Here is a 13,448-nt window from a genome sequence, read left to right on the forward strand (position 1 = left end):
CGCGCGGTTCAGACGTCGCCGGGCGTCGCCGGAAGCACGGCACGGATCCGGTCGAAGGTCGCCACGGGGTGCTCGCCCACGCCGGGCCGCACCAGGCCCAGGCAGTACGGCGACACCTCGCCGGTCGCGTCAGCCTGAACGATGAGGACCGGCGCGCCGACGTACCCCGGCGGTAGCTCCGTGGTGATCACCACGGCGTCCCCGTCGCGGACCACCCGCTCGATCGCGACCTCCAGCGGGCGCGACCCGTCCTCGCGTACCCCGTGGGCCAGCACGAAAGCGGAACCGGCGTCGGCGCCGAGCCGGGCGACCACCTCGGACCCGGCGGCGATCCCCGCCGGCACCGGCTGGACACGCCACCGCCAGCCGCCGTCGCCGGCGAAGCGGTGCAGGCCGGCGGTCGGCAGCACCGCGACCCCGTCGCCCGGAAAGCGGGCCCAGCCGGGCACGATCTCGGCCTCGGCGATGACGGCCGGCGCCACCCCCGCCGGTTCGGTGACGCTCGCCCGCAGGCCCAGCTCGCCACCGGACGCGCCCACCAGGTCGGCCGCCGTCAGCAGCGACTCCCCCACCGGGTCGTCGCCGCCCCGGAAGAAGAACGCGGTACCGAAGGCGTCCGAGGACCGGTACGGCAGGATGGCGCGACCAACGACCTAGCACAGCTCGTAGGCGACGTCGCTCTCGGCGTCGGAGTCCAGCAACACCAGCCAAAGGTACGGTCCGAGGCCGGGCCGGTCAGCGGGAACCCGGATGACCGCTACGCGGCGAACGTGAGACCCTGCTCGGCAACGTGGACGCGGGCACCCTTTTCACCGCCGGGCAGTGCGACGGCGGTACCCTCTGGGCGCGACATCCACGTCACACGCGCCCGTAGCTCAGCGGATAGAGCAGGGGACTTCTAATCCCAAGGCCGCAGGTTCGAATCCTGCCGGGCGCACCCTCTCCACCGCAGGTCAGCGACCGCTGCGCTGATAGCGTCGGGCCGTGTCGATGTTCCGGACGCCTCAGGTGATCCTCTTCAGCGAGGACGTCTCCCGCGCCGCCGCGTTCTACGCCGGTCTCGGCTTCACGGAGACCTTCCGGGTACCGGCCGAGGGCGAGCCCATTCACGTCGATCTCGTGCTCGACGGCTACAAGATCGGCGTCGCCTCGGTGGCCTCCACTCGCGACGATCACGGGCTCGACCCCGTACCCCAGGGCCAGCGGGCGGCGGTGATCCTGTGGACCGACGACACGGCCGGCGCGTACGGCCACCTCACGGCGAGCGGTGCCCCCGCCCTGGCCGCACCACACCGGTGGCTCGATCGCCTGCTGATCGCCTGGACCGCCGACCCGGACGGTAACCCGATCCAGATCGTCCAGCAGCTCTGACGGCCTTGCCCTCGCACATCGCGCGGCACCCGTCGTGGCGCCGCCGATCAGCCCGTGTGCGGCTCTCACAACACCCTGGGCGGCTCACCGGCGAGCCTGGGTGGCCGTCGAATGCGGCGTCAACCGACTCGAACGCCACCGGGCCGTGTCCACCCGGTTCGACAAACGCGCCGTGCGCCACCAGGCCACACTCCACGTCGTCGCGATCGACGAATGACTTCCGGGCGCCCGCCCGCTGAACCGTAGGACCTGCCTACCCTGAAGACCGTGAACAAGCGGAAGCGGAAGAAGCTCGCCAAGCGCCTGATGGAGGTGGTGCTCCGCGAGGACGCAGCGGTCGCCAGCGCCGTCCTACGCGTCGGAGCGGACCCCAACGCGGCCGACCGCGAAGGCACGACCCCGCTCTACCAGGCATCCGTGCACGGCGCGGTCGACCTCGTGCGGCTCCTTCTTGCCGCCGGCGTCGCCGGACACCGAAAGTGGGCACGGCCAGGAAGGCACGCCCCTGTGCGCTGCGGCGGCCTGGGGACATACCGATGTCGTACGAGAACTACTCGCCCACAACGCGGACCCGAACCTTCGAGAAGACCGAGGAATCGGCTACTCACCACTGGACTGGGCGCTACGCGGCGACCACTCACAGACAGCCGATCTGCTCCTGGCCGCTGACGCCTCCTCCGCCGCCGCTGACATCTGAAATGCCTAGCCGTGACGCTTCGCCAGATCAGCCAGGGCCGTGCATGGGCGCTCAGCCCCTTGGTGCCAAACGCTTCCCATCACCGCGACGGGGTAGCTGACCTCTCTGATCTGCCGGTCGGCGGTCTCCACAGAGAACCGTATCGACAGCGGCTCACTTCCGAAGGCGGAAGCGCACTCGAAGCGCAGCTTGACACCGAGCCAGGCGGTGCCGCCGGGACGCAGCAGTCGAGACTGGCCGGTGTCACGGACCTGGACGCCAGGTCGTTGACCGGTAGCCGAGTTGACCGTGATCGGCCTGGGCCCGGCGTTGATCACCGCCAGTTGCCCGTCCATCTGGAGGACGCCCGTGGCGTCCGCACCGCCACCACCGAATGAGGCAGGAAAGGCAACGAGCGAGACCGAGGCGTTCCGCTCCCGCGCCTCCCGCGAGTCTCGCAGCACACCAACACCGATACCGCCGAACGCGATGCCGACCACGAAGGCGGCCACGAGCCGGACATTCCCCTTTCGGCCGGCCGAAAGGCGAACCGGGTCGGTTCGGCCGACCAACTGACGATCCAGGTCAATCACGTTGAGCTCCGCCGGGTGCGCATGCAACTAGTTTCCGACATCCAACGCGCATGGTCGGCGCGGTTGGTCGTGACAGTCAGGCACCATGCGTCGGTGGAGTACGAGGGTCAGGGTGATGCGAGCTGCCACGAGCGGGACGGCGGCGGGCACCTCCGACCCTCTAGAGGGGCCCCAGCAGGGCGGCCAGCGTGTCGTCGCCCTGGCCGATGTGCGCCCCACCCGTCGGCGGGTTGACCAGGAACCGAAGGCAGCCGTCGAGTTCCACGTACCGGTCGGGGCCGGTCCCGTCGAGCGGTCGCAGCACCGCGAAGCGCGTGGCCGGGGTGGCGCAGTCGACCACCGCCCGACGGTTGGACAGCGCCCGGAGCACCCCCGCCTGGCGGTCGGCGGGCAGCGGCCCGCCGTACACGAAATCGCCCGCCGGCTTGTCGCCGCCCTGGATCGACTCGGGCACCTCGTAGACGCAGAGTCGCAGCGGCCCGGCGGCCGGTGCGGCGGCCTGGCCGGGCGGCCCGGGGCGACGGTCCCTGGCCTCCACCCACACCATGTCCGTCCACTGTTGCGCGCATCCGGCGGCCTCGGCCGCCGCGGATCCGACCTGCCGGATGGTACGGGTGTCAACGGTGGTCCATTGTGGTCCGGTCAACGCGGCGAGCACCTCGGCGCGCGGCTTGCCGCAGGAGTCCGTCGGCAGGCTGGGGCGCAGCCAGCGCGTCTGCTCGTCGACCAGGGCCAGCCACGGCGGGACGATCATGTCGAGGGTGCAGGCGACGTTCCCGCCGGTCTGCTGGCTGGGCAGGCGTAGCGCGGCGAGCAGCGAGGTGATCTCCTTGGCGTGTCGCTCGGTGGCGACCTGCTCCTGGCCGCCGTCGGGGCCGGGCCGGATCTCCCGCCCGCAGATCACTGCCGCGACCGGCGTGAACGCGGGGTCGATGTACCCGATTCTCGGGTCGCTGCCCGCCGGTGCGGGCGTCTCCGGGCTCGGCACCGAGATCATCTCGCCGGCCCGTGGGGCGTCCTTGGCACAGGAGGTCCAGGATTCGACGATCTGAGCCGGGTCCGGTTTCGCCGGACCGCCCGGCGTGGTGACCGTGTCGTTGCAGGCGACCAACGCCATGCCGAGCAGGGCCACCGCCAGTACCGTCCGAGACGAGCGCATCCGGCTCACCACCTCTCCACCAGAGGATGAGACGGACGACGAGGGCATCCGGTTCCGCCCCGTGCGGTCCGTGGCACCGCCGCACTCGTGATCGACTCGGCTTTCATGATGTCGGGGTGTCGCGGCGTCCCGGATGCCCCGACTTCCTGCAATGCGAGGGGATCATGCACCGACCGCCGGGGACGTCGCCGGCCGAGCCCGGGAAGCCCACCGGCAGAATGGCCGAATGGCACACCTGGGACTTGTCGCGCTGCTGGTCGAGGAGTACGACGAGGCGATCGACTTCTACGTCGGCGGCCTCGGTTTCGAGTTGGTGGAGGACACCCCCCGACCGGACGGCTCGCGCTGGGTGGTGGTCCGCCCGGCGGGTGCCCGGGAGACGGCGATGCTGCTGGCGCGGGCGAGCACCGCCGAGCAGCGTGCCCGGGTCGGCGACCAGACCGGCGGCCGGGTCGGCCTGTTTCTGTACACGGAGGATTTCGCCCGGGATCACGCCCGGATGGTGGAGGCCGGGGTGCGCTTCCTGGAGGAACCGCGGCACGAGGCGTACGGTTCGGTAGCGGTGTTCGTCGATCTCTACGGCAACCGGTGGGACCTGCTCCAGCCGACCAACGCAGAGTGACTCATTAGCGACACACTGCACACAAAGGGTCATCCCCTACCGTCGGTCATGCTATTGTCCGATGTCGATCTACGCCGTGTGGACCCGGACCGGGTCGTTGTCGGAAGGACACTTCCCGATGCCGGCCGTTGCCACCCCGACCGTGCCGCCGCCCACGCTGGACAATCCGGCCGGCGGGGCGCTGGGACTCATCTTCACCACGTTGCCGGCCTTGCTCCGGCTGACCTGCGGGCTGATCGGCGCGGGGGTGGCCGTGTCGGTGCAGACCCCACCGGTCGAGCGGGCGGTATTGCTGCCCGCCGTGGCCGTGCTGACCGGCTGGTCCCTCTGGTACGCGCACCGCGCGTTGCGCCACGGCATCAACCCCGCCCTGGTCGCCGGTGACGTGGCGGTCACCGCGCTGGCCTGCCTCCTCATCCCCGTCCTGGTGGCGCCCGAGGTGCTGCCCGGCGAGGGCAGTTGGATCGCCGTGCTGGCCAGCACCACGGTGATCAACACCCAGGCCACCGCTCCGGCGCGCTGGTCGATCCCGGCCGGCCTGCTGGTGATCGTCACCTACGTGACCGGAACGCAGACGGCCGGCAATCCCACCGAAGCTCGGGCCCACGCGGCCACGCTGCTGGCGCAGACCGCCTGCACGGCCATGATGGCGGCGGTCATGCGCCGACGCATCGGCCGGGCGGACCGCGCCTTCGCCGAGCACCAGCGGCTGACCCGCGAGGCGTTGGTCGCGCGCGCCGCCCGCGAGGCCGAACGCCAACAGAATCGCGATCTGCACGACACCGTGCTCGGGACGCTGACCATGGTGGGGCTGGGCGCGGTGACCGGGCCCTCGACCGTCTTCCGCGAGCGGTGCGCCGCCGACCTGCGTACCCTCGTCGCGCTCACCGACGTCGGCCCGGTGGCCGGCGACGGCCCGGTGCCGCTCGACGGGCGGTTGCGGTCGGTGGTCGACCGGCTGCCGGAGCTTGCGGTGCGGCTGGACCTGGCGTCCTGCGCCGTCCCGGTCGGTGTGGCCGACGCGATCAGCGAGAGCGCCTACGCTGCGCTGTCCAACGTGGTCCGGCACGCGCCGGGCGCCGGGGCCACGCTGCGGCTGAGCCGGGACGCGATCAGCGTCGTGGTCGAGGTCGTCGACGACGGCCCCGGCTTCAACCCGGCCACCGTCCCACCGCACCGGTACGGGTTGCGCGAGTCGATCCACGGCCGGATGGCGACAGTCGGGGGGCGGGCCGACGTGCGGTCGACGATCGGCTCGGGCACCCGGATTCGGCTGGAGTGGCCCGGTGTCGGCTGACCTGAACGCCTCGACGCACCCCACCGACGCGCCGGAGGCACCGCACCGGGCCGCCGTTCCGACACCCCGGGAGCCGGTCTCCACCGCGGCGCTCGCCACGCCGGCCGCCGTCGCGCACGCGTCCGACCGGGGCGCCCGCATCGCCGCCGTCGCCATCGCGTTGGCCTGGCACGCCGCGATCGCGCTGCCGGCGGTGCTGGGGGCCCGCGCGGAGTTCGCCGCGCCCGCGGTGGTGCTCGGCGCCTGGATACTGGTCGCCGTGACCGGCGCGGTGGCCGGGGTACGGCTGCTGCGGGGCTCGCCGCTGCCGCCGTGGCCGCTGGCCGGGCTGCTGCTTGTCGTCGACGCGGCGGTCTTCGCCGCGGCCGGTGAGCGGCAGCTGTTCACCGCCGCCAACTGGGTGTGGGGCACCCTCGGCTGGTTCTTCGTGCTGGCGGTGTGGGGTCGGCGCGTGCTGGGGCTGATCGCGCTCCTGAGCACGCACGCGTTGATCGCGCTGGTCGCCGTGCTCTGGCGCGGCCCCGACGCGGCCGACGTGGCCCGCTACGTGATGTACGTCTACGGCACGTTCTCGCTGCCGGTGGCGGTCTTCGTGGGCAGCACGGTCATCGTTGGCCTGGCCCGGGAGCGGGCCGCCGTCTCGGCCGCCGGTCACGCGATGGCCGCGGAGCGGGATGCCGCCGAGCGTGGCCTTCGCGAGCGCCGGGACCGACTCGCCCTGGTCGGCGCGGCGGCCGGGCGGGTCCTCGGGGACCTGGCCGCCGGCCAGGCCGACCCGGCCGACCCGGAGGTGCAGCGCCGGTGCGTGCTCGCCGCCGCCCGGCTGCGCCGCCTGATCGCCGAGTCCGACGATGTGCCCGACCCGCTGCTGCACGAGTTGCGGGCCGCCGCCGACCTGGCGGAACGCAACGGCCTCCCGATCGACCTGGTCACCATCGGCACCCCGCCGCCGCTGCCGGTGGAGGTCCGGCGCCGGCTGGCCGACCCGCTCACCGGCACCCTCGCCGACGCCCGGGGCTGGGCGCGGCTGACCGTGGTCTCCGGCGCGGACGAGGTGGTGGTCAGCCTGGTCACGCCGGACCGGGAGGGGCCCGAGGCGACCGGCCCGCCACCCGGGGTATACGACGACGGGCCGGTGCAGTTCCACTACGAGCGGGACGGGAACATCAGATGGGCGCAGACCCGGTGGCGGCGGTGACCGGCGATCGGCCGGTCGGGGTGGCGATCGTCGACGACCACCCGGTGGTGGTCGAGGGTGTCCGCGCCTGGCTCGCCACCGAGCCGCGCCTGACCGTGCTCGCCACCGGCGACGACCCGGACGAGGTGCTGCGGGCCGCGCCGGACGCCGACGTCGTCCTGCTCGACCTGCGGCTGCACGGGCGGATGGCGTTGGACAAGTTGGCCGAGCTGAGCGCCGCCGGGCGGCGGGTGGTGGTCTATTCGGAGCACACCGAGCCGCAGACGATGCTCGCCGCGCTGGACGCCGGGGCGGTGGCGTTCCTGGCTAAGCACGAGGGCCGGGAACACTGCGTGGCGACGGTGCTGGCCGCCGCGAGCGACCGCCCGTACGTGCCGCCGGCGCTGGCCGGTGCGATGGTCGGCGACCCGCGGCCGGACCGCCCGATGCTCTCCGACAAGGAGCGGGAGGCCCTGCTGCTCTGGTTCCAGTCGATGTCCAAGGCGTCGGTGGCTCGGCGGATGCAGATCAGCGAACACACCGTCAAGCAGTACGTCGACCGCGCGCGGATCAAGTACACCCGGGCGGGGCGGCCGGCCGCGACAAAGGCGGCACTACTCGCCCGTGCGATCGAGGACGGTCTCGTCCGCCCGGAGGAGATTGGCATCTACCGGTCACAGGCGACGCACGACCGGCCGACCCCCTAACAGGCGTCATGACAGGGGCGCTCCGGTCCGCAAGGCTTCAGTACACAGCCAGCTGACCGGAAGGTCGTGACGATGCACTCCGACGCGTCCCCCTTCTTCATCGGTCCCCACCGGTTCGACATCCCGGACGACGATGTGGGCCCGGCCCTGGACCGCCGCTACAACCTGCGACCGAGGCCCGGTGAGCGGCTGCTCGGGCGGCACCGGCTGCTGGTCGCGGGCTACCTGCTCGGGCCGAGCGAGGTGCGCCGCCGTTGGCAGCTGCCCGAGCCGGTCGCGGTGACCGTCACCGATCAACGGATCTGCTGGGTGGGCAGCGGCGCGCAGTTGTCGCTGGTCGCCGACGGCACGCACCGGGCCCGGCCGCCCGCTCGGCTCAACGGCCTGATGAGTGGGCAGATCCGCTGGCAGTGGCCGTCCCGGTTGGAGCTGCCGGCGACCGGACCGGACGCCCCGGCGCAGCTGCTGATCGTCTGCGACGCGCTGCGCACGATTCAGCAGCCGGCGTTGGCCCTGAGCGGTGCCGCCGCCGAGGTCGTGGCGCTGGCCCGGCAGGTCCGCCGGGCGGTGGCCATGTTCCGGCTCAACCGCCCGCAACTGGTCGACCTCTCGGCCCAGGAACGCGACGTGCTGCTGCTGCGGGCCGGTCCCGGCCTGCTCGCCGGTGACAACCGGATCACGCTGCCCGGCTCGTTGCCGGTGGAGTTCCACTCCCGCGACGACTACTACCGGTCAAGACCGGAGCCGACCTCGTGGGGCGGGCTCGCAGGCGGCGCAGCATCCGGGCATCGGTGAAGCCGACGGCCCGCGCGGCGGCCTCCACGGTCGTGCCGTGCCCGATCAGGTGCTCGGCCCGTTCCACCCGGAGCAGTTGCTGGTAGCCGAGCGGGGTGAGGCCGGTGCTCGCCCGGAACAGCCGGGTCAGCGTCCGCTCGGCCACGCCCCCGGCGGCGGCCAGCTCGGCCAGTGGCAGGGGCTCGGCGTACCGGCTGTCGATCAGATCCTGCACCCGGTGCACCGAGTCGGACAGGTGTGAGCGGTGCCGCATCAGCGCGCTGGCCTGCGGCTCGTGCCCGTTGCGGCGGGCGTGGACGACGAGCGTGCGGGCGATCTTCGCGGCGGTCGCCGGGCCGTGCCGGGTCGCCACCAGGTGCAACGCCACGTCGATGCCGCTGGCAATGCCCGCCGAGGTGACCACCCGGTCGTCCACCACGTACAGCACGTCCCGGATGACCTGGGCCGCCGGATGCCGACGGGCCAGGTCGTCCTGCACCTCGTGGTGGGTGGTGCAGCGGCGGCCGTCGAGCAGCCCGGCCCGCCCCAGCGCGTACGCCCCGGCGCAGACGCTGGCCACCGTGCCGCCGGCCGCATGGTGCTCGGCGAGCCGTCGCAGGTCCCCGGGCGACACCGGCCCCTGCGGCCCGTGCGCCGCCGGTCGCCAACCGGGCACGACCACCAGGTCGTCCGGGGTCAGCTCGGGCCACCGGGTGTCGGCGACCAGCGCTACGCCCTGCACGGTGGGCACCTGCTCCCGCTCCGCGACGTAGTGCAGCTGATAGTCGTACCCGAGGTCGGCGGCGCTGGAGAAGACCTGGGCCGGCCCGGCGAGGTCCAGCAGGTGCAGCTGTGGAACCAGCAGGAAGACGACCCGGGTCATGTCGTCAGCTCCGACTGCCGGCCAGGGTCGCGCCGGTCGCCTCGTCCACGGTCCGAATGGTCGCGAAGCGGCCAGCCAGCGCGTACTCGGTGCGGGTCATGATCTCCTCGTTGGTCAACGTACGCGGGTCGGCGAGGATCTCCGCGACCGTGGCGGAGGCCGGCAGGTCCCGGTGCGGGATGGGGAAGGTCATCGTCGCGTCGGTGACGAAGGTCATCCGGTAGCCGAGGTCCGCGCCGACCCGGGTGGTGGTCTCCACGCACTGCTCGGTGCGGATGCCGCAGACGGTGATGTCGGAGATGCCGGCCTGGGTGAGCAACTGCTGGAGGTTCGTGGTGGTGAACGCGTTGTGCGCGGTCTTGACCAGCGTCGGCTCCCCCTCGGCGGGGGCCAGCCCGTCGATCAGCCGCACGTGACCGAGCGTGGGGTCGAACAACCCGCCGGTGCCGGGCTCCGAGTGCAGCACCCAGACCACCAGGTCGCCGCGCTGCCGGGCGGCAGCCACCAGCCGGTCGACCTGGCGGATCAGATCGGGATTGGAGCCGTACGCCCAGATCGGGCGCCGACGGAAGGATTCCTGTACGTCGATCACGACGAGTGCTGCTCTGCTCATGACGTCGATCCTGGCCGGACGGCGTTCGCGCCGGCAGGCACCATCCTGCCCAGCTGCGGAACGATCCGGCCAACCCGGTGTCAGACGGTGGGAGTGCGTTCCTGCTCGCCGGCGGCGTCCAGGGCGGCGGCCTCCTCCGGCGTGGGCGCGCTGCCGCCCAGGTGCGCGGGCTGCCACCAGGTGTCGTCCGGGCCGGCCGGGGTGTCCGGGTACTCCCGCTGCGCCCGGTCGACGAGGGCGCTGAGCTGGGTGGTCAGCTCGGCCGCCAGCACGTTCGGGTCCGGGAAGTCCGCCGGGTTGATCGGTTCGCCGATCAGGATGGTGATCGGGGTGTGCCGGCGGGTGAGGGTGCGCGGGCGGCCCTTCGTCCAGAGGCGCTGGGTGCCCCAGAGCGCGACCGGCAGCACCGGCACCTTCGCCGAGCGGGCCATCCGGACCGTGCCGCTCTTGAGCTCCTTGACGGTGAACGACCGGCTGATCGTCGCCTCGGGAAAGACGCCGACCACCTCGCCCTGCTTGAGCGCGCTCACGGCGGCGCGGAACGAGCCAGCGCCGGCCTGCCGGTCCACCGGGATGTGCCGCATCCCCCGCATCAGCGGGCCGGAGATCCGGTGCGTGAAGACCGACTCCTTGGCCATGAAGCGAACCAACCGGCCCGACGCGTTCGCGCCCAGACCGGCGAAGATGAAGTCGAGGTAGCTGACGTGGTTGCTGGCCAGAACGGCCCCACCGGTACGGGGTACGTGATGGGCGCCCTCGATGGTGATCTTCAGGTCGAGGAGACGGAACATCGTCTTGGCGGTGGCGATAACGGGCGGGTACACGAGCTCCGGCATCCGCAGAATCTACCCTGTCGAGTTGGGGTTCGGCTGGGTGCCGAACCGGCGGCGACGCGCGCTGCGCGCCACCGCCGGGTCCGATCGCCGAATCGGTCAGTCGGTGAGCTTGTCCAGCTCCAGTCGCCCACGGGCGAACGCGTCCACCCGACCCCAGCGACCCGGAATGTCCAGCACCTCGATGCGCCCCATCCCCACCGGCAGCCGCGGCTCGACCGCCAGGTGACCCTCGTGCGGCTCCAGACCGAGCATGGTGCGCAGCAGCAACAGCGGCGCTCCGGTCGACCAGGCCTGCGGGCTGCACGCCGTCGGGTACTCCACCGGAAACTTGGTCAGTTCCCGCGGGTAGCCGCCGAACGCCTCCGGCAACCGGCCGTCGAAGTACGTGGCCGCGTCCAGGATGCCGCTGGCGATGGTCGCGGCCTCCTCGGCGAAGCCGTACCGGCGCAGACCCCAGGCGATGAACGAGTTGTCGAACGGCCAGATCGTGCCGTTGTGGTAGCCGATCGGGTTGTACCGCGACTCCCCCTCGGCGAGCGTGCGCACCCCCCAGCCGGAGAAGAGCCGCGGCCCGACCAGGTGCGCGGCGAGTTTCTCCGCTCGCCCGGGTTCGACGATCCCGCTCCACAGCAGGTGACCGATGTTGGAGCTGAGGATGTCGCACTGGCGGCCGTCCGGGTCCAGGGCCAGGGCGAAGTACTCGCCGTCGGCCACCCACCAGTCCCGGTTGAACCGCTCCTTCAGCTCCGCCGCCTCCCGCTCCAACTGGTCGGCGAACTCCGGGTCACCCCAGAACTCGCGAGCCAGCCGGGCCGCGCGGACCTTCGCGTCGTACGCGTACCCCTGCACCTCGCAGGTGGCCCGGGGGAACGGCGGCAGCGTGCCGTCGGCGTAGGAGATCGAGTCCCAGGAGTCCTTCCAGCACTGGTTCTCCAGGCCGGTCTCGGTGTTGCGTCGCTCGTACCAGATGTAGCCGTTGCCGACCAGGTCGGCGTAGTTGTCGATCCACCGCAGCGCCGCCCGGGACTCCTGCTCCAACTCCTTGACCAGGGCGACGTCCCCGCTCCACCGCTCGTACTCGTCGAGCAGCACGACGAACAGCGGCGTCGCGTCCACCGACCCGTAGTAGGGCGAGTGTGGTTGTTCCTCGAAGGCCGCGGTCTCGCCGTAGCGCATCTCGTGCAGGATGCGCCCCGGGTCCTCGTCCCGGAAGTCGTCGAACCGGCTGCCTTGCAGCGACGCCAGGATGCGCAGCGTCGTCTTCGACAACTGCGGGGTGAACGGCAGCGTCTGTAGGCAGGTGAGGATGCTGTCGCGGCCGAACATGGTCATGAACCAGGGCAGGCCGGCGGCCGGCAGGGTGGCGCCGCCCAGCGACAGCGGTGAGAACCGCAGCGCCGCCAGGTCGATCAGGCTGCGCCGGTACGTGCTGGCCACCCGGCCGTGCTGACTGTTGACCTTGGGTGCGTCGGCGATCCACCGCTCCAGGTCGTGTTGCAGGGCGAGCCGCTCCGTACCGTGCACGTTCAGCCCGAGACGCAGGTCCCGGCCGCCAGGCCCGACGGCGTGCGTCTCGACCTCGATCGTCGCTTCCCACTGCTCGTTGGGCTCCAGGTGGACGGTGTACGCGAAGCCCTTGTCGTCGTACCGGGCCGAGACCGTCGAGGTAATCGCCGTCTCCCGCCGGAAGTTGCCCCGCCGGTACCCCAACCGCAGCTTGTCCGACTCCACCTCGGTGTAGATCTCGCCCTTCTTGTTCAGGATTTCGTCCTTGACCTGGAACAGGTCCGCGAAGTCCGACGCGGCGTCCATCCGGACTTCGAGGTCGACCGGCTTCTCGTCGTGGTTGAGGATGGTGAGCTGCTCCCGGAAGCTGCCGCCCACCGCGCGCTCCCGGATGATCGACAGCTTCGCGTCCACGTAGTGCGTCGCCATCCCCGGGACGAGAAAGAATCGTGACTCGAAGTACTGCAGGTCGTCGAAGGAGAGCGAGTTGAGCCGCTCGCCGTTGACGGTCAGCACCCAGGTCGACAGGAACCGGGTGTCGATGGAGAAGAGCCCGGTGGGCTCGCTCGGCGTCGCCTCGATGTCACCGGTGTCCTCGCAGACGACGAACGTGTTGCCGTCCAGGATCCGGATCGTGTTGCTCTGCCCCATCAGTGCCCCTCCCCCACGAAACGCCGACGAGGCCCTCGGGAGTCCGGGGAACCCGGAAAAATCCGCTCCACCTGTACGACGAGACGAGCGTCGCCGGACACCGTCATGTCCCCCCGCAACAGCGCCGCCAGGCCGTGCTCGCGGCCGGAGGCGATCTCGTCGAACAGGATCGGGCTCGCACCGATCACCGTGTCGGCCTCCTGGTTCTCCTGACTCACGCTCAGCCGGCCGTGGTTGATCCTCAGCAGCCAGTGCCGGGTCCGCGGCCCCTCCTGCAGGTCGATACGCAGCGTCCCGGAGGTCTTGGCCAGCAGGGGCTCGTACCCCCGCCGGTCCAGATCCTCGAAGAACCTCGTGGTCGCGTCCACCATCGGGTCCACTCCTCCCAGTTGCCGGGCCCGGGATCCCACCCACCGCGCTCGCGTCACGCGGACGGCCGGCGTTGCACGTCCCCGCACGGGTCCCCGCCGCTTCTCCGGTCAACCTCGCCCAGATCGGGTGAACCCCACCCTGCCGCCTGGTCCGCCAGGGGTGGGTAGCGCAGCGCCGGCTCTCCCGGGAGGGAGAGCCGGCGCGCGCCGCG

Annotated in this window: 15 protein-coding genes, 1 tRNA gene and 1 pseudogene; 9 read left to right on the forward strand and 8 right to left on the reverse strand. The window is 71.9% G+C overall.

Annotation, left to right across the window (positions count from 1 at the left end):
- Nucleotides 1-8: 8 nt before the first annotated feature.
- Complete coding sequence (locus AB0J33_RS26535) at nucleotides 9-572, reverse strand: hypothetical protein (RefSeq protein WP_363617024.1); 564 nt, start codon at nucleotides 570-572, stop codon at nucleotides 9-11.
- A 292-nt stretch (nucleotides 573-864) separates the two neighbouring features.
- On the opposite strand from AB0J33_RS26535, the gene AB0J33_RS26540 reads away from it, so the two are divergent.
- The 4 genes and pseudogenes from AB0J33_RS26540 (at nucleotide 865) to AB0J33_RS26555 (ending at nucleotide 2,068) form a co-directional block, all read left to right on the forward strand.
- A tRNA-Arg gene (locus AB0J33_RS26540) sits at nucleotides 865-937 on the forward strand.
- Between the two features lie 53 nt (nucleotides 938-990).
- Complete coding sequence (locus AB0J33_RS26545) at nucleotides 991-1,371, forward strand: VOC family protein (RefSeq protein WP_363617120.1); 381 nt, start codon at nucleotides 991-993, stop codon at nucleotides 1,369-1,371.
- 306 nt (nucleotides 1,372-1,677) lie between these two features.
- A pseudogene (locus AB0J33_RS26550) lies at nucleotides 1,678-1,800 on the forward strand (ankyrin repeat domain-containing protein); the annotation flags it as partial.
- 22 nt (nucleotides 1,801-1,822) lie between these two features.
- Nucleotides 1,823-2,068 carry an ankyrin repeat domain-containing protein gene (locus AB0J33_RS26555; protein WP_363617026.1) on the forward strand — a complete coding sequence of 82 codons (246 nt, stop codon included), beginning with the start codon at nucleotides 1,823-1,825 and terminating at the stop codon, nucleotides 2,066-2,068.
- A gap of 5 nt (nucleotides 2,069-2,073) precedes the next feature.
- On the opposite strand, the gene AB0J33_RS26560 is transcribed toward AB0J33_RS26555, so the two are convergent.
- Both AB0J33_RS26560 and AB0J33_RS26565 read right to left on the reverse strand, forming a co-directional pair.
- Nucleotides 2,074-2,640 carry a hypothetical protein gene (locus AB0J33_RS26560; protein ID WP_363617028.1) on the reverse strand — a complete coding sequence of 189 codons (567 nt, stop codon included), beginning with the start codon at nucleotides 2,638-2,640 and terminating at the stop codon, nucleotides 2,074-2,076.
- A 160-nt stretch (nucleotides 2,641-2,800) separates the two neighbouring features.
- Nucleotides 2,801-3,799 carry a hypothetical protein gene (locus AB0J33_RS26565; RefSeq protein WP_363617030.1) on the reverse strand — a complete coding sequence of 333 codons (999 nt, stop codon included), beginning with the start codon at nucleotides 3,797-3,799 and terminating at the stop codon, nucleotides 2,801-2,803.
- 226 nt (nucleotides 3,800-4,025) lie between these two features.
- Here AB0J33_RS26565 and AB0J33_RS26570 point away from each other — a divergent pair, with 226 nt between their 5' ends.
- From AB0J33_RS26570 to AB0J33_RS26590, 5 genes are all read left to right on the forward strand, one after another.
- The gene (locus AB0J33_RS26570; protein ID WP_363617032.1) at nucleotides 4,026-4,421 is read left to right on the forward strand and encodes a VOC family protein; all 396 of its coding nucleotides are present in this window, start codon (nucleotides 4,026-4,028) and stop codon (nucleotides 4,419-4,421) included.
- A gap of 118 nt (nucleotides 4,422-4,539) precedes the next feature.
- Entirely contained in the window at nucleotides 4,540-5,718 is a 1,179-nt protein-coding gene (locus AB0J33_RS26575) for an ATP-binding protein (RefSeq protein WP_363617122.1), read from the forward strand.
- Nucleotides 5,708-6,916: a hypothetical protein gene (locus AB0J33_RS26580; protein ID WP_363617034.1), complete on the forward strand. Its 1,209-nt coding sequence runs from the start codon at nucleotides 5,708-5,710 to the stop codon at nucleotides 6,914-6,916. Before AB0J33_RS26575 ends, AB0J33_RS26580 begins: the two co-directional genes overlap by 11 nt.
- Nucleotides 6,889-7,602: a response regulator transcription factor gene (locus AB0J33_RS26585; RefSeq protein WP_363617035.1), complete on the forward strand. Its 714-nt coding sequence runs from the start codon at nucleotides 6,889-6,891 to the stop codon at nucleotides 7,600-7,602. The genes AB0J33_RS26580 and AB0J33_RS26585 overlap by 28 nt, the downstream gene beginning before the upstream one ends.
- Nucleotides 7,603-7,674: 72 nt before the next feature.
- Nucleotides 7,675-8,397, forward strand: coding sequence for a hypothetical protein (locus tag AB0J33_RS26590; RefSeq protein WP_363617036.1), 723 nt, complete (start codon nucleotides 7,675-7,677; stop codon nucleotides 8,395-8,397).
- Here the strand turns inward: AB0J33_RS26590 and AB0J33_RS26595 are convergent.
- From AB0J33_RS26595 to AB0J33_RS26615, 5 genes are all read right to left on the reverse strand, one after another.
- Nucleotides 8,279-9,259, reverse strand: coding sequence for a DJ-1/PfpI family protein (locus tag AB0J33_RS26595; RefSeq protein WP_363617038.1), 981 nt, complete (start codon nucleotides 9,257-9,259; stop codon nucleotides 8,279-8,281). The two genes, AB0J33_RS26590 and AB0J33_RS26595, sit on opposite strands and share 119 nt — an antisense overlap.
- A 4-nt stretch (nucleotides 9,260-9,263) precedes the next feature.
- Nucleotides 9,264-9,872 carry an isochorismatase family protein gene (locus AB0J33_RS26600; RefSeq protein ID WP_363617040.1) on the reverse strand — a complete coding sequence of 203 codons (609 nt, stop codon included), beginning with the start codon at nucleotides 9,870-9,872 and terminating at the stop codon, nucleotides 9,264-9,266.
- Between the two features lie 80 nt (nucleotides 9,873-9,952).
- Nucleotides 9,953-10,708: a lysophospholipid acyltransferase family protein gene (locus AB0J33_RS26605; protein ID WP_363617042.1), complete on the reverse strand. Its 756-nt coding sequence runs from the start codon at nucleotides 10,706-10,708 to the stop codon at nucleotides 9,953-9,955.
- Between the two features lie 96 nt (nucleotides 10,709-10,804).
- Complete coding sequence (locus AB0J33_RS26610; protein WP_363617044.1) at nucleotides 10,805-12,865, reverse strand: glycogen debranching N-terminal domain-containing protein; 2,061 nt, start codon at nucleotides 12,863-12,865, stop codon at nucleotides 10,805-10,807.
- Nucleotides 12,865-13,236 (reverse strand): SCP2 sterol-binding domain-containing protein, encoded by a 372-nt coding sequence (locus AB0J33_RS26615; RefSeq protein WP_363617046.1) that lies wholly within the window; start codon nucleotides 13,234-13,236, stop codon nucleotides 12,865-12,867. Before AB0J33_RS26615 ends, AB0J33_RS26610 begins: the two co-directional genes overlap by 1 nt.
- Between the last annotated feature and the right edge of the window lie 212 nt (nucleotides 13,237-13,448).

It is taken from the genome of Micromonospora sp. NPDC049645 (genome assembly GCF_040675155.1).
GTDB lineage: Bacteria > Actinomycetota > Actinomycetes > Mycobacteriales > Micromonosporaceae > Micromonospora.